This window comes from Kitasatospora sp. NPDC089797, from assembly GCF_040684795.1.
In the GTDB taxonomy this organism is placed as follows: Bacteria; Actinomycetota; Actinomycetes; order Streptomycetales; family Streptomycetaceae; genus Kitasatospora.
The window spans coordinates 59,653-75,105 of record NZ_JBFBGS010000031.1; the positions used below are offsets into that span (position 1 = coordinate 59,653).

10 protein-coding genes and 1 pseudogene are annotated in these 15,453 nt (G+C 72.8%); all 11 read right to left on the reverse strand.

Annotated features, from left to right (window positions below; genetic code table 11):
* Nucleotides 1-42: 42 nt before the first annotated feature.
* The 11 genes and pseudogenes from AB0O91_RS24985 to AB0O91_RS25035 all read right to left on the reverse strand — a co-directional run bounded on the left by AB0O91_RS24985 (nucleotide 43) and on the right by AB0O91_RS25035 (nucleotide 15,287).
* On the reverse strand, nucleotides 43-1,080 hold the full coding sequence (locus tag AB0O91_RS24985) for a substrate-binding domain-containing protein (RefSeq protein WP_363436940.1): 1,038 nt from the start codon (nucleotides 1,078-1,080) through the stop codon (nucleotides 43-45).
* Between the two features lie 37 nt (nucleotides 1,081-1,117).
* A complete protein-coding gene (locus tag AB0O91_RS24990) occupies nucleotides 1,118-2,029 on the reverse strand; it encodes a substrate-binding domain-containing protein (protein ID WP_363436942.1) in 912 nt (303 codons plus the stop codon).
* A 199-nt stretch (nucleotides 2,030-2,228) separates the two neighbouring features.
* Nucleotides 2,229-3,275: a substrate-binding domain-containing protein gene (locus AB0O91_RS24995; protein WP_363436945.1), complete on the reverse strand. Its 1,047-nt coding sequence runs from the start codon at nucleotides 3,273-3,275 to the stop codon at nucleotides 2,229-2,231.
* A gap of 316 nt (nucleotides 3,276-3,591) precedes the next feature.
* On the reverse strand, nucleotides 3,592-3,996 hold the full coding sequence (locus tag AB0O91_RS25000) for a hypothetical protein (RefSeq protein WP_363436948.1): 405 nt from the start codon (nucleotides 3,994-3,996) through the stop codon (nucleotides 3,592-3,594).
* Nucleotides 3,986-4,381, reverse strand: a complete 396-nt coding sequence (locus AB0O91_RS25005; RefSeq protein ID WP_363436951.1) for a hypothetical protein — start codon at nucleotides 4,379-4,381, stop codon at nucleotides 3,986-3,988. Before AB0O91_RS25005 ends, AB0O91_RS25000 begins: the two co-directional genes overlap by 11 nt.
* A 359-nt stretch (nucleotides 4,382-4,740) precedes the next feature.
* A complete protein-coding gene (locus AB0O91_RS25010; protein WP_363437047.1) occupies nucleotides 4,741-6,408 on the reverse strand; it encodes a GAF domain-containing protein in 1,668 nt (555 codons plus the stop codon).
* A gap of 315 nt (nucleotides 6,409-6,723) precedes the next feature.
* A complete protein-coding gene (gene cydD, locus AB0O91_RS25015) occupies nucleotides 6,724-10,251 on the reverse strand; it encodes a thiol reductant ABC exporter subunit CydD (RefSeq protein ID WP_363436954.1) in 3,528 nt (1,175 codons plus the stop codon).
* Nucleotides 10,252-10,321: 70 nt separating this feature from the next.
* Nucleotides 10,322-11,323: pseudogene (gene cydB, locus AB0O91_RS25020) on the reverse strand (cytochrome d ubiquinol oxidase subunit II); the annotation flags it as partial.
* Between the two features lie 30 nt (nucleotides 11,324-11,353).
* Nucleotides 11,354-12,898, reverse strand: coding sequence for a cytochrome ubiquinol oxidase subunit I (locus AB0O91_RS25025; RefSeq protein ID WP_363436957.1), 1,545 nt, complete (start codon nucleotides 12,896-12,898; stop codon nucleotides 11,354-11,356).
* A 396-nt stretch (nucleotides 12,899-13,294) separates the two neighbouring features.
* A complete protein-coding gene (locus AB0O91_RS25030) occupies nucleotides 13,295-14,683 on the reverse strand; it encodes an EF-hand domain-containing protein (protein WP_363436959.1) in 1,389 nt (462 codons plus the stop codon).
* Nucleotides 14,676-15,287, reverse strand: a complete 612-nt coding sequence (locus AB0O91_RS25035; protein WP_363436962.1) for a Uma2 family endonuclease — start codon at nucleotides 15,285-15,287, stop codon at nucleotides 14,676-14,678. Before AB0O91_RS25035 ends, AB0O91_RS25030 begins: the two co-directional genes overlap by 8 nt.
* Nucleotides 15,288-15,453: the final 166 nt, after the last annotated feature.

A 15,453-nucleotide genomic window follows, 5' to 3' on the forward strand; every position in this document is an offset into this window, starting at 1 on the left:
GGCCGGGGCCGCGCCCGCGGCTCGGGGAGGGCGTGGGACGCCTCAGCTGAGGGTGGCGCTGCCGCACGCCACGGCCGGGGCGGCCAGGAAGCCGTAGCTCGCCAGGTCGGCGGCGGCGGTCGGGTCGTTGCAGATCCAGCCGGACGGGCCGAAGACGTTCTGGATCGCGGTGCCGTGGGCGTCCGTCGCGGTCCACTCGGCGTCCCGGAAGACGTTGTAGAGCATGCGGCCGAACAGCGTGTTGGCGAAGTTCGGGTCAATCTGGTTGTTGGTCACCGGGGTCAGCGTGCTGCTGCCGATCACCACGTTGCGCAGGGTCAGGTTTCCGGGCGCGTCGGTGGCCGTGCCGTGGTTGCCCACGGTCTGGCCCAGGTAGTGCCCGACCGAGTAGGGGAAGACCACGTTCGGGTCGCCGAGGCTCGGGTCGGTGCCCTCGTTCTCCTCCGGACCGGTGGTGACGCAGCCGCCCAGGGTCGGGTTGCCGATCGCGGACAGGAAGAAGGAGCGCGTGCCGGAGTCGGCCTGCGGCAGGACCGGCTTGATGGCGGTGGCAGGCAGGCTCGAGCTGATCTGGTTCCAGGTGACGGTGGTGCAGCTGTAGATCGCGTTCAGCTGCGCCGGGGTGAGCTGCGCCGGGGCGTTCCCGGTCCGCGTGGCCGACCAGGTCACCGCGTCCTTCGCGAACACCACGAAGTCCAGGCCGTATGGATCCTTGGCCTTCGGCCCACGATCGGACCGCGCGAAGTCCACGGTCTCACCAGTGGTGGCGGCGAGCGCCTTGATGCCCGCAACGGCGCCGTCCGGCCGGACGATGGGCGTCGCACCGCCCTTGGTGATGATCGGGGACGTTCCGGTCGCGTCCCAGCTGTACAGGCGCGGCGACGTGGTGTCCGAACCCAGCGAGGCGTTGTAGTCGGCGGCGAACCGGTTCAGCAGCGCCTGCGTCGTCTGCGCCCCCACTCCTACCAGGTCCCTCGCCTGCGGAACCGCCGGGTCGGCCGAGGCGCGCCCCACCGACAGCGGAACCATGAGCGCGGCCATTGCGGCGACCACCGCCACCCGCGTGCCGTACCCGTGCATGATCTGATCCCCTCGACTTCGGACGGCGCGGGACGCTTCAGGTGAGGATGGCGACGCCACAGGTCGCCAGGGCCCGGAAGCCGTAACTCACCAACTCAGCGGCTGCGCCCGGGTCGTTGCAGATCCAGCCACCGGTGCCGAACACGTTCTGGATCGCGGTACCGTGGGCGTCCGTCGCGGTCCAGTCGGCGTCCCGGACGACGTTGTAGACCAAGCGGGCGAACTGCGAGTTGGCGAACCTGGCATCGATCTGGTTCCCGGTCACCGGGACCAGGGTGGTGCCGCCGACCCGAAGGTTGCGCAGAGTCAGGTTGCCGGGCGCGTCGGTGGCGGTGCCGTGGTTGCCCACGGTCTGGCCCAGGTAGTGGGCCACGGAGTACGGGAAGACCACGTTCGGGTCGTTCAGCCTCGGGTCGGTGCCCTCGTTCTCCTCCGGGCCGGTGGTGACGCAGCTGCCCGCGGCCGGAGCACCAATCGCGGACAGGAAGAAGAGGCGCGAGCCGGAGCCGGCCTCCGGCAGGACCGGCCTGATGGTGGCGGCCGGCAGGCTCGGGTCGATCTCGTTCCAGCTGGTGATGGCACAGCGGTAGATCGCGTTCAGCTGGTCCGGGCTGAGCTGCGCCGGGGCGTTCCCGTTCCGCGCGCCCGACCAGGTCACCGCGTCCTCTCCGAGCACGACGAAGTCCAGGCCATGCGGGTCGGTTACCCTCGGCCCGCGGTCGGACCGGGCGAAGTCCACGGTCGCATTGGTGTTGGCGATGAGCGCCGTTATCCCGGCGTCGGCTCCGTGCGGCCGGACGATGGGCGTCGCGCCGCTCTTGGTGAGGATCGGGGATGTTCCGGTCGCGTCCCAGCTGTACAGGCGGGGCGACGTGGTGTCCGAACCCAGCGAGGCGTTGTAGTCGGCCGAGAACTGGTTCAGCAGCGCCTGCGTCGTCTGCGTCCCCACCCCCACCAGATCCCTCGCCTGCGGACCCGCCGGGTCAGCCGTGGCACTTCCCGACGACGGTGACGCCACCAGCACGGCCGTCGCGCACACCGCGAGCAACCTGGATGCGATCCGCATGCCCGATCCCTTCGACGTACCCGATTGGTGGGCCGGCGGCCACGGGCAGGACGCCCGCGGCCGCCGGATGGTGCGGGGTGGATCAGGTGAGGGTCGCGGTGCCACAGGCCGGGGAGGCCAGGAAGCCGTAGCTCGCCAGGTCGGCGGCGGCGGTCGGGTCGGTGCAGATCCAGCCACCGGTGCCGAAGACGTTCTGGATCGCGGTGCCGTGGGCGTCGGTCGCGGTCCACTCGGCGTCCCGGAAGACGTTGTAGACCACGCGGCCGAACTGCGAGTTGGCGAAGGTGCCGTCGATCTGGTTGTTGGTGATCGGGCTCAGGGTCTTGGTGCCGATCACCACGTTGCGCAGGGTCAGGTTGCCCGGCGCGTCGGTGGCGGTGCCGTGGTTGCCCACGGTCTGGCCCAGGTAGTGGGCCACGGAGTACGGGAAGACCACGTTCGGGTCGTTGAGGCTCGGGTCGGTGCCCTCGTTCTCCTCGGGACCGGTGGTGACGCAGCCGCCCAGGGTCGGGTTGCCGATCGCGGACAGGAAGAAGGAGCGCGTGCCGGAGTCGGCCTGCGGCAGGACCGGCTTGATGGTGGTGGCAGGCAGGCTCGAGCTGATCTGGTTCCAGGTGACGGTGGTGCAGCTGTAGATCGCGTTCAGCTGCGCCGGGGTGAGCTGCGCCGGGGCGTTGCCGCCGGACAGGGCGGACCAGGTCACCGCGTCCTTGGCGAGCGCGACGAAGTCCAGGCCGTGGGCGTCGGTCGCCGCCGGGCCGCGGGAGGAACGGGCGAAGTCCACGGTCGCGCTGGTGTTGGCGACCAGGGCCTTGATGCCGGCGCCGGAGCCGTTCGGGCGCGGGATCGAGGTGGCGCCGGTCTTGGTGGTGATCGGCGAGGTGCCGGTCGCGTCCCAGCTGTACAGGCGCGGCGAGGTGGTGTCGCCCTTCGCGGCCAGCGAGGCGTTGTAGTCGGTCGAGAACTGGTTCAGCACCGACTGGATGGTGTCGGAGCCGACACCCACCAGGTCCTGGGCGGCCGGGGTGACGCCGGCGGCCGGGTCGGCAACGGCGGTGCCGGAGGCGACGGTGGCGAGGGAGGTCGCCAGCGCGGCGGCGACGAGCAGCTTGGCAGCGGTCTTACGCATGTTCCTCTTCCTCCGAAGGAGAGACGTACATCGCGTGAACCCGTGCTCCGGGGGGAGCTCGGGGCCGGTGGGCCGCGTCCGCTGCGGCCGCTCCGGCAGTGCTGATCCTGTCCGGCCGGGAGGTTCCGCCGGAAGGGTGGTCGGGTCCGGCTGGAGAATGTCGACTCGTCGGTTCGACGAGGTTTAGGCACTGGTCAACGCGGACGGGAGCGGGGCGGAGCGGGCGGTCCGAACCCGGTCGACGTTCTTCTCCAGGAGGCTGCTCGGGGTGTTGCCGGAAACCTGCGCTTCACCGGGACAGCACGAACGGGGGCGGCTACAGCGGCCAGCGGTTGTCCCGGCCGCTCCTGCGCAACTCCTGCCCCACCCATTGCAGTCCGGACAGGAATCCCTCGACGCCCGACTGGCACTGGTCGCGGCGCAGGTATCCGCGCGCGCTGCGCGCGACGGGGACGGTGGAGGCCGCCCCCGGGCGGGTGCTGCGCACCGGGAGGTAGGCGGACCAGACCCACTGGCGCCCCTCGGCCTGCACCGTGGAGCACCGCAGGGCGGCCCGTTCGATGATCAGTTCGCGGACGGCGTCGGCGAGTTCCTCCTCGCTCCGGTACGTCCGTACGCCGACGCCCAGCGGCCGGCCGTTGGCGGCGCGCAGCGTCCAGCCGACGCAGCGGTCGGCCGCGGGCACGATCAGCAGTCGCGGCCCGCGCCGCTCAGCGGCCATTGCGGCGTCTCAAGGAGACGGCTCTCCCCGGGAGTTCACGCGGTGACGGGTCGCGTGGCGGCACGTCCCGCCCGGCCGGCTCCCGCCCCGGCGGAGTGTCCCGCCCCGGCGACGCATCCCGCCCCGGGGGCACGTCGCGCGGCGCCTGCTTGGCTAGCAGCACGACGAAGCGCCGGAACGCGTTCTGGCACGTCGCGTACCGCTCGTACGCGCGGCTGGACCGCACTTCGGGCAGGTTGCGCGACCCGGGGATGACCCAGATCCATCCGATCCCGTCGCGGACATGGGTGATCCGCGCGGTCAGGTCGGCCGCACCGACGCGCAGACCGTCGAAGCCCCGCTCGGCCTCGCCGGGCGTCTCGAACAGCGCGGGGGTGATCGCCACCACCCGGCCGTTGGGAGCCTTCAGCTGCCAGCGGTAGCGCCCGTCCGGTGCGCGCTCGGTCCGGAACCCCCCTCGACTTGCCCCTGCTGCGGTGTTACCGCGGCCGGCAGCGTCCACTGCCCCCTCCGTCCAGTGCTGCAGAACAGCGCCGTCCCCTCCCAGACGGGAGCCAAGCTATGTGTGCACACGGAACCGACGAAAGCCCAGAACGTTCACAACTTTCGCCGTTGGTCGGGAAGTTCTCCCTCGTTCAGCTTTCACCTATCGGTGTCAGGACTCTGATACCCCGGCTCCGCCCGCCCGGGAGCCACCGCCGGGGCCTACAGCCGCGACCTTCAGCCGGGCGCTACGGCCGGGTGCTACAGCCGGGCCGTCCAGCGGACCATGGTGCCCTTCCGGTACGGCCCCCGCTCGTGCCAGGCGGCGCCGCCGAGCGCCTCTGCCCGCCGGGTGAGGTTGAGCAGTCCGCTGCGTCGGCCGCCCTGCGGGATGCCGACGCCGTCGTCGGTGACGGTGAGCAGGACGCCGGGCCGGCCACCGCGGTCCAGGGACTCCGGGTCCCCTCCGACCGGCCGGCCGTCGTCGCCGAGGTGGACGGTGGCGTCGATCTCCACGCCGACCCGGGAGGCCCGGGCGTGCCGGGCCGTGTTGGAGAGCATCTCCCGTAGCGCTGCCAGGAGTTGACGTCCGGTGTTCTCGCCGACCAGGCTCTCCACCGGACCGACGAAGCTGACCGAGGGCTTGAAGCCGAGCGCGGCGGCGGCCTGGCTGGCCTCGCGCAGGACGCGGGTGCGCAGGGTGTCCGGGGCGTCGCCGTGGTTGTCGTGCTGGAGGGCGTAGATGGTGGTGCGGACCTCCTGGATGGTGGCGTCCAGTTCGTCCACCGCGTTGCCGATGCCGACCTTCACCTCGGGGACGACGGCGCGGCGGGCCGCGCTCTCCAGCATCATCCCGGTGGCGAACAGCCGTTGGATCACCAGGTCATGGAGGTCGCGGGCGATCCGGTCGCGGTCCTGGAAGACCGCCAGCCGCTGCTGGTCGCGCTGGCCCTCGGCGAGCCGCAGGGCCAGCGCGGCCTGGGAGGCGAAGGTCTCGGCGAGTTGCTTCTCGGAGTCGGTGAACGGCAGCGCACCGCGCGAGCGCCAGACGCAGAGCCCGCCGAGCACCCGGCCGGCGGCGACCATCGGCACGGCCATGGACGGGCCGAAACTGCGGGCGAGCCGCATCACCACGGTGGGGTCGCCGGACATGTCGTCCAGGTACACGCTGTCCCCCTCCAGCAGTTGGGCGGCGAAGCTCTCCTTGGGCAGCAGTTCGCCGCGGACGAACTCGGCGGCCTCGCCGGAGGCGTGGGCGACCCGCATCTGGCAGTCCCCCTCCCCCACCGTGCCGGTGGGCAGCAGGATCATCCCGAGCGCCGCGCCCGCCAGCTCCCGGACCTGCTCGGCGGCGACGGTCAGCGCCCCCTCGGCCTGCTCGGTGGAGAGCAGGGCGGTGGTGACGGCGGCGGCGCCGGCGATCCAGCGCTCCCGGCGGCGGCCCTCCTCGTACAGCCTGGAGTTCTCGATGGCGACCCCGGCCGCCGCGGCGAGCGCGTGCACCACCTGTTCGTCCTCGGGGGTGAAGGCGCCGCCGCCCTTCTTCTCGGTGAGGTAGAGGTTGCCGAAGACCTCCTCCCGGACCCGGATCGGCACGCCGAGGAAGGTCTTCATGCACGGGTGGTGCGGCGGGAAGCCGGTGGAGCGCGGGTCGGCCCGGAGGTCGGCCAGCCGCAGCGGTTCGGGGCGGTCGATGAGCGCGCCGAGGATGCCGCGGCCGGCCGGGAGTTCGCCGATCTCGGCGGCGTTGGCGTCGTCGATGCCGACGTGGATGAAGTCGGCCAGGCCCTGCCCACCGGGGGCGATCACGCCGAGGGCCGCGTACCGGGCGTCGACGAGTTCGGCGGCGCCGGTGGCGATCCGGTGCAGGGTGGCGTGCAGGTCGAGCCCGGCCCCGATGGAGACCACCGCCTCCAGCAGGCGCTGCATCCGGTCGGTGACCGCGGCGGCGGACTGCAGGCGTTCCGCGACCTCGGTCACCAGGGTGTCCAGCCCGAGCGAGGCGATCTCGGGCACCCGATGGGGTGTCGGCTCGGGGACGGCCTCGGGGAGGTCTGGCGTGGGGTCCATGGAGAAAGCCTACGTTTGTACGGTTTTCAGCCGCCGGAACGGCGCCGCCGCACGGGCGTCGCGGTTCCGCGAGCCGTCCTCGACCACCACCGTCGCGGCACCACCACCATCGCGGCACCACCACCGGCGCGGCACGACCGTCGCGGCACCACCACCGGCGCGCCGCCACCGCCGTCACCGCACCGCCGGCTCCAGCAGCCCGTCCGTCTCCCGCTCCCGCCGCCACATCGCGTGCAGCCGCCCGTCCGGGTCGGCGAGCAGCTCGGACCAGCGGCCGCGCTCGGCGACCCGGCCGGCCTCCAGCACCAGCACCTCGTCCACCGTGTCGTCGTCCAGCCCGGCCAGCCGGTGGGTGATCAGCACGGTGCTGCGGCCCGCGGTGGCGGCCAGCAGGTCGGCGGTGAGCGCGTCGGCGGTGGGCAGGTCGAGGTGTTCGGCGGGCTCGTCCAGGACCAGCACCGGGAAGTCGGCGAGCAGCGCGCGGGCCAGCGCGAGGCGCTGGCGCTGGCCGCCGGAGAGCCGGGCGCCGTGCTCGCCGACCATGGTGTCCAGGCCCTCGGGCAGGGTGTCCGTCCAGTCCAGCAGCCGGGCGGCGGCCAGCGCGGCACGCAGTTCGGCCTCGTCGGCGCCGGGCCGGGCGAGCCGCAGGTTCTCCCGCAGCGAGCTGTCGAAGACGTGGGCGTCCTGGGCGCAGAGGCCGATCACCCGGCGGACGGACTCGCCGGTGAGCGCCCGGCTGTCCACAGCCTGTGGACGACCGGCGGCGAGGGTGACGGACCCGGCGCCCGGCTCCAGGAAGCGCAGCAGCGCCTGGGCGAGGGTGCTCTTGCCGGAGCCGGAGGGGCCGACCACGGCGATCCGGCGGCCCGGGGCGAGGTCGAGGTCGACCCCGGTGAGCGCGTCCACGGCCTGCCCCGGGTGCCGTACGGTCAGCCCGCGCACCGCGACCGGCAGCGGCTGCTCGGGCAGCCCGACCGGCGCGGCGGGCTCCTCCACGGGCGCGGGGGCGGTCAGCACCTCGTCCAGCCGGGCCCGGGCGGCGCGGCTGCGCTGGCGGGCCTGGACGGCGAGCGGTAGGCCGGTGACGGCCTCGAAGGCGGCCAGCGGGGTGAGCACGACGACGGCCAGGCAGACCGGCGCGAGCGCGCCGCCGTGCACCCCCTGGACGCCGACGGCGGCCGCGCCGACCACGGTCAGCCCGGTGAGCAGCGCGACAAGCCCGGTGCCGAGCGCGGTGGTGGCGGCGGAGCGGGCGGCGAGCCCGGTCAGCGCGGCGTCGGCGCGCCGGACGGCGGCCAGCCGGCCGGGCAGCGCACCGGCCACGGTGAGCTCGGCGGTGCCGGTGAAGGCGTCCACCACGGTGGTGGCCAGCCGCCCGCGCGCGGGGGCCTGGCGCCGTTCCGCGCCGGCCGACCAGCGGGCGGCGAGGGCGGGCACCAGCACTCCGGCGAGCAGCAGTCCGAGGCCGAGCACCAACCCGGCCGCGGGCAGGAAGGCGGCCATGGCGACGGTCGAGGCGAGCGCGACCACCGCCGCGACGGCGGCGGGCAGCCGCCAGCGCAGGTAGTGGTCCTGGACCGCGTCCACGTCGGCGACCAGCCGGGAGAGCAGGTCGCCGCGCCGGAAGGCGGGCAGTCCGGCCGGGGCGAGCGCGGTCAGCCGCCGGTACACGGCGGCCCGCAGGGTGCCGAGGGTGCGCAGCACCGCGTCGTGGGAGACCAGCCGTTCGGCGTAGCGGAACACGCTGCGGCCGATGCCGAAGGCCCGGACGGCGGTGACGGCCATCATCAGGTAGAGCACCGGGGGCATCTGGGAGGCCCGGGAGATGAGGTAGCCGGAGGTGGCCATCAGGGCGACGGCGCTGCCGAGGGCGAGCGCGCCGAGCAGGACGGACAGCGCCAGCCGGGGGGCGGCCGGCTCGGCCCCGGGCTCCTCGGGCTCCCCGGCCTCGGGGGTCGGCCGCCCGCTGTGGACGAGCGGGCCGGCCGCCCCCGGTCCACCGGCGGCGGCAGCAGCCGCGCCGGACTCGTCGGCCGTGTCGGCCCCGGTCCCGGCCCCGGCCAGCCGCACCCGCTGCTCCGCGACCGCGAGCAGCGCCGGCCGGTGGGCGACCACCAGTACGGTGCGCGCCGGGTCCTCGGCGAGGGTCCGGACGGCGGCCACCACGGCCGCCTCGGAGGCGCCGTCCAGGTGGGCGGTGGGCTCGTCCAGCAGCACCAGCGGCCGGTCGTCGGCGAGCAGCACCCGGGCGAGCGCGAGCCGCTGGCGCTGGCCGGCGGAGAGCCCGGCGCCGTCCTCGCCGAGCGGGGCGTCCAGGTCGGTGACGAAGTCGAGCGCGTGGGCGGAGCGCAGGGCCGCCCACAGCTGTTCCGTCGAGGCCTCCGGGCGGTAGAGCCGCAGGTTGTCGGCGACCGTCCCGGCGAACAGGTGCGGGTGCTGGGGCACCCAGGCGATCTGCCGGCGCCAGCTCGCGGGCTCCAGGTCGGCGAGGTCGTGGTCGCGTCCGTCGGCGGCGGTGATCCGGACGCTGCCGGCCTCGGGGGTGGTGAGGCCGAGCAGGACGGCGAGCAGGGTGGACTTGCCGGCCCCGCTCGGGCCGGTGAGGGCGGTGCTGGAGCCGGGGCGCAGGGTCAGCGCGGCGCCGTCCAGGGCGGGCCGGGCGCGCCCGGGGTGCCGGACGGTCAGCGCCTCGGCGGTGATCACGGCCCCGGCGAGCGCGGGCGCCGGCACGGTGCCGGTGGCGGGCAGCGGGGTCTCCAGCACCTGGAAGATCTCGTCGGCGGCGGTGAGGCCCTCGACGCTGGAGTGGTAGAGCGCGCCGACCTGGCGGATCGGGAAGTACACCTCGGGGGCGAGGACCAGGATCAGCAGCCCGGTCTCCAGGTCGAGGCTGCCGTCCACCAGCCGGAAGCCGACGGTGACCGCGACCAGCGCGACGGAGAGGGTGGAGAGCAGTTCCAGCGCGAAGGAGGAGATGAAGGCGATCCGCAGGGTGCGCAGGGTGGCCCGGCGGTAGTCGGCGGTGATCCGGGCGATGGTGGCGGCCTGGGTGCGGGCCCGGTTGAACACCTTGAGGGTGGGCAGGCCGGCGACCACGTCGAGGAAGTGGTGGGAGAGCCGGGCCAGGGTGTTCCACTGCCGGTCCATCCGGGACTGGGTGGCCATCCCGATCAGCACCATGAACAGCGGGATCAGCGGCAGCGTCCCGGCGATGATCGCGGCCGAGGTGAAGTCGGCGCCGACGATCCGCAGCAGCACGATCACCGGGACGACGACGGCGAGCGCGAGCTGCGGCAGGTAGCGGGCGAAGTAGTCGTCGAGGGCGTCGATGCCGCGGGTGGCGAGGGTGGTGAGTTCGCCGGTGCGCCGGCCCGCCAGGTAGGACGGGCCGAGCGCGGTGGCGTGGTCGAGCAGCCGGCCCCGCAGGGTGGACTTCACCCGGGCGACGGACCGGTGCGCGGTGAGTTCGGTGAGCCAGCCGACCAGCCCGCGGCCGACCGCGGTCAGGGCGAGCAGCACCAGCGGGGTGGTCAGTTCGCCGAGGCCGGCCCCGCGTTGGAAGGCGCGGACCACGATCTCGGCGATCAGGCTCGCCTGGGCGACCACCAGGGCCGCGCCCGCCCCGCCGAGGAGCACGGATCCGGCGAGGAAGGCACGGGTGGTGCGGGCGTACCCGAGGAGTCGGGGGTCGACCGGCTTCACGGCGTCAGGCCCGGTCGGACGGGTCGGAAGGAGCGGCCGGATCGGACGGAGCAACCGGGGCGACCGGCCCGTGGGCGGGGCCGGGGATGTGCTGCACCCCGATCCGCTTGCGGAACACCCAGTACGTCCAGCCCTGGTAGAGCAGCACCAGCGGGGTGAACACGGCGGCCACGATGGTCATCAGCTTGAGCGTGTACGGCGAGGAGGCCGCGTTGGTGACGGTCAGGCTCCAGTCCGGGTTGAGCGTGGACGGCATCACGTTCGGGAAGAGCGCCAGGAAGAGCATCGCGACCGCGGCCACGATGGTCGCCCCGGAGAGCACGAACGCCCATCCCTCGCGGCCGGCCCGGTTGGCCGCCAGGGCCCCGAGCAGGGCCAGCACGGCGATCACCGCGGCGACCAGGCTGCGGCCGTTGCCGCTGTCGACCTGGGTCCAGGTCAGGAAGGCCAGGGCGAGCGCGGCGGTGGCCAGGCCGGCTAGCAGGGCGGCCCGGCGGGCCCGTTCGCGGATCTCGCCGACGGTCTTGAGCGCCGCGAACACCGCGCCGTGGAAGGTGAACAGGGCGAGCGTCACCAGTCCGCCGAGCAGCGCGTACGGGTTGAGCAGGTCGGCGAGGCCGCCGACGTAGTTCTTCTGCGCGTCGATGTCCACGCCGCGGACGATGTTGGCGAACGCCACGCCCCACAGGAAGGCCGGGAGGAGGGAGGTCCAGAAGATGGCCTCCTCCCAGTTGCGCTGCCAGCGGGCGCCGTCGCGCTTGGCCCGGTACTCGAAGGCCACGCCGCGGACGATCAGGCAGACCAGGATGACCAGCAGCGGGACGTAGAAGCCGCTGAACAGGGTGGCGTACCAGTCCGGGAAGGCGGCGAAGGTGGCGCCGCCGGCGGTGAGCAGCCAGACCTCGTTGCCGTCCCAGACCGGGCCGATGGTGTTGATCAGCACCCGGCGTTCGGCGGTGTTCCGGGCGAGCGGCTTGGTGAGGATGCCGATCCCGAAGTCGAAGCCCTCCAGGAAGAAGTAGCCGATCCACAGGACCGCGATCAGCACGAACCAGACGTCGTGGAGTTGCATGTCAGATCCCCAGTTCCACTGTGGTGCGCGTCAGTACGCGAAGGCGAGCGGCTTGTCGGCGTCCTCGTCCGCGGACGGGCCGCGCAGCGACGGGTCCTTGGCCGGGGGCTGCTCGGTCACCACCGGGCCCGCCTTGGCGTACTTGACCAGCAGCCGGACCTCGACCACGGCGAGGATCGCGTACAGCGTGGTGAAGGTGGCCAGGGCGCCGATCTGGGTGCCGATGCCGACGTTCGGGGAGACGGCGCTGGCGGTGGTCATCAGGCCGAAGACGGCCCAGGGTTGACGGCCCATCTCGGTGAAGATCCAGCCGAAGCTGTTGGCGATCAGCGGGAAGCCCATGGTGAGGATGCCGATCCGCCAGCTCCACTTGGTGAGCAGCGGCCCCATCTCCCGCTTCGGGGTGAGCATCAGCCGGGGCACCTCGGTCTCGCCGGTGCGGAAGTCCGGGTGCAGCAGGAACTTCCGGCGGGTGGTCCAGAGGCCGATCAGGGCGGCGACGAAGGAGGTCATCCCGAAGCCGATCATGAAACGGAAGCCCCAGTAGGTCACGAAGACGCTCGGGATGTAGTCCTTGGGGTCGCCGCCGTGGGCGGCGGCCTCGGCGGCCGCGGTGTCGTTGATGCCGGGGACCGAGGAGCTGAAGTCGCTGTGGGCGAGGAAGGAGAGTATCCCGGGGATCTCCAGCTCGACCGAGTTGTGGCCCTTGCTGACGTCGCCGACCGCGAAGATCGAGAACGGCGCGGGTGACTGGGTGTCCCAGAGCGCCTCGGCGGCGGCCATCTTCATCGGCTGCTGCTCGAACATCACCTTGCCGAGGGTGTCGCCGCTGAGCGCGGTGCCGGCGCCGAAGACCACGGCGAGCACCAGGCCGAGCCGCAGCGAGGTGCGCATCACGGCGGTCTTCTTGGGGTCGGCGGCCTCGGGCTTGCGCTTGGCCTTCCAGAGGTGGAAGGAGGCGATGCCGACCATGAAGGCGGCGCCGGTGAGGAAGGCGGCGGTCAGGGTGTGGAAGACGACGGTGAGGGTGGTGTTCTGGAACAGCACCTTGGTGATGTCGGTGAGCTGCGCCTTGCCGGTGGCCGGGTCGATCGCGTAGCCGACCGGGTGCTGCATCCAGGAGTTGGCGGCCAGGATGAAGTAGGCGGAGAGCACGGTGCCCAGCGAGACCATCCACATGCAGGCGCAGTGGATCTTCTTCGGCAGCTTGTCCCAGCCGAAGATCCACAGGCCGATGAAGGTGGACTCGAAGAAGAAGGCGATCAGCGCCTCCATCGCGAGCGGGGCGCCGAAGACGTCACCGACGAACCTGGAGTAGTCGGACCAGTTCATGCCGAACTGGAACTCCTGCACGATCCCGGTGACGACACCCATCGCGATGTTGATGAGGAAGAGCTTTCCCCAGAACTTGGTCGCGTGGAAGTACTTCTCCTTGTTCGTACGCACCCAGGCGGTCTCCAGCCCGGCCACGATCGCGGCCAGGCTGATGGTGAGCGGTACGAAGAGGAAGTGGTAGACGGTGGTGACTCCGAATTGCCATCGCGCGATGGTCTCGTGAGCGATTGCCAGTTCCACGTCGCCCTCTCTCCAACCGGCCCTTCCTCAGGGCGTTTCCGGACAAACTTCATCTATAGCCGTAGACCGCTGCACACCCGTGCAAGCTTGTCCGCTTGTGAACGTGAACACGTTCACAAGCACAGTATCCACCATCCTTACGGGGGAACCGCAGGTGGGGTGGGGTTGACGCGGCGTGGCGGGGCGTGACGGTGCGCACAGTCTGCGGGCCCGGGGGCGCACGACAAAGATCCCGGCCGGGTGGGAGTGGCCGGGATCTTGGCCGAAGCGGCGCTTGACAGCCGCCGCGGCCGGTTGACGACCGGCCGCGGGGCCGGGTGCCACGGGCCTGCTACGGGCGGGTCCTACGGGCGGGTGCTGCGGGCCTGCGCTACGGGCGGGTGCTACGGCCCGGCGCTACGGCCTGCCGAGCAGCTGGGCGCCCGAGGTGGAGTCGGTCCGGGCGGTGAAGAAGCCGGTGAACCCGCCGACGAACTCCGCCAGCGTAATCCGGCCGTCCCCGTCCACGTCCAACTGGCGGAACCCGTGCGACAGTTCGGCCGGGTGAACCCGCGGGCCGCCGAACACCGCGCGGTACTCGTCGAACTCCAGGAAGCCGCTGCCGTCGGTGTCCGCCGCGGTGAACACCGCTCGCAGCGCGGGCAGCAGGCCCTGCTCCAGGTACGCCTCGTCCCGGTCGCAGCCCGCCAGGGTCGCCACCGTGAACTCCTCCCGGCTGACCCGGCCGTCCCCATCGGCGTCCATCGCCGTGCGCAGCTGCTCCCACCAGCCGTCGAAGGCCGCGTACACCCGGGCCTCGGCGGCCTCGTCCAGCTCCAGCTGCCAGCAGACGTTGTGCGCCATCGCCCGCAGGTCGTGCACGGTGATGACGCCGTCCCCGGTCTGGTCGAGCACCTCGCGGAAGAACCGGTCCACCCGGCTGCCCCGCGCGTCCCGGCGCTGCGGCCGCGGCCGCGAGGGCCGGCTCCGCCCCCGGTCCGGACCCTGGTCCGGGTCCCGCGGGGAGCGGTAGCGCATCCGCTCCGGCAGCAGGCCGATGACGGCCCCGGCACCGCGGTGCAGCACCACGGACAGCAGCGCGCCCCGCGCCGTCCCGGCCAGTCCCAGCCGCTCCCGCACCGCCGGCGGCAGGTCCGCCACCGTCAGCTCCCGGATCATCCGGGCGACCAGCACCCGGACCACCCGCCAGCCGGCGTCCCCGAGGAACCACAGCCGGCGCGGGCGCGGCGCCTCGCGCAGGATGTCGTCCAGCAGGTAGCGCGCCGCGTCGTTGAACTCCAGCTTCTCCCGGGTGTAGCGGGCGAAGTACCCGGGCAGGTCCGCCGCGGTCCCCGGCAGCTCCTCCTCCGGCAGCCCGAAGGGCGCGATCGCCTCGCGGAACTCCCGGTAGGCCGCCTCCAGTTGACCCCGGTCGTACGGATCGCCGGACAGCCGCCGCATCGCGACCACGCACTCGAACAGGGTCAGCAGCACCCACACCCTGGTCGCCGCGTCCCGCGCGTCGTACGGCTTCCCGTCCGGCATCGTGCCGTGGATCCGCTTGTGGGCGCGCTCCAGCCGCGCCACCTCCCGGCGCAGCGCCTCCGCGTCCTGGTAGAACAGCCGGCGCCCGCTCTCCAGGGTGTGCTCGATCCGCCGCCACGGATGGGCCCGGTAGGTCGAGTGCTCCTGCATCCCGGCCCCGACCACGGGATCGGCCGCCTGGAGAATCAGCAACCGCCAGGCGACCAGGGCGATCCGCCAGTCCGAGAGGTCCCGCTGGAACGAGACGGTGCGGTCAGTCACGCGGCTCTCCGGTGATGTCGGGGCCGATCACGAAGCCCTTGGCCGGGCCCTCGGGGATCACGGCCTCCTTGCCGTACGGGATCCGGGTCGACGAGGCGTAGGCACGGCGCTCCCGGTCCGGGCCGGTGAGGACGGTGACGGCGCCGCCGTCGTCGAAGTCGTCGATGATCACATGGACCGGGATGCCGGCGGCGGCATAGGCACGGAGCTTGACGACATGGTCCCGCTTGCGGGCCTCGGAGCCGGCCGAGACGGTCTCGACGACCATCGGGACCCCCGAGGCCAGCACCCCCATGCCTTCGGGGTGCTCGATCTCCTCGACGTCGTCCGGCGCGACGAAGACGTCCGGGATGAACACCTTGAGACCGGCGATCACGTTGCCGTCCTGGGCCGGGCCGTAGCCGGTACCGCTCAGATGGGCGCCGAGCGCCCGGCCCAGCCGCCGATCGACACTGAAGTGGCGTACCCCGCCGGTGGGTGACAACGTGATCGTCCCTTCGATGATCTCCGCACGGAAGCCCTCGGGCACATCCATGGACTTCCAAGCCCGCCACAGTTGCTGGTCCAGGTTCACGACGGTCTCCTCGACGACAAGCACGCTCACGGGACACCCCTTTCCCGTCCAGTGTGGTCAGCCCGTGCGAGCGCGCACAAGCAACGGCTGCACGGTCGCACACGACCGGGGGGCCGACCGGGTGAACGGGGGCGGGTTCACCCGATCGGGGCGTTTGGGCTGCCCGGTCCGCCCTCTCCGCCCTCCCTGCCCGGTC

Coding starts and splice junctions, on each gene's coding strand:
- AB0O91_RS24985 (WP_363436940.1), bottom strand. CDS start 1,080: ATGCACGGGTACGGCACGCGGGTGGCGGTGGTCGCCGCAATGGCCGCG.
- AB0O91_RS25000 (WP_363436948.1), bottom strand. CDS start 3,996: ATGGCCGCTGAGCGGCGCGGGCCGCGACTGCTGATCGTGCCCGCGGCC.
- AB0O91_RS24995 (WP_363436945.1), bottom strand. CDS start 3,275: ATGCGTAAGACCGCTGCCAAGCTGCTCGTCGCCGCCGCGCTGGCGACC.
- AB0O91_RS25010 (WP_363437047.1), bottom strand. CDS start 6,408: ATGCAGCGCCTGCTGGAGGCGGTGGTCTCCATCGGGGCCGGGCTCGAC.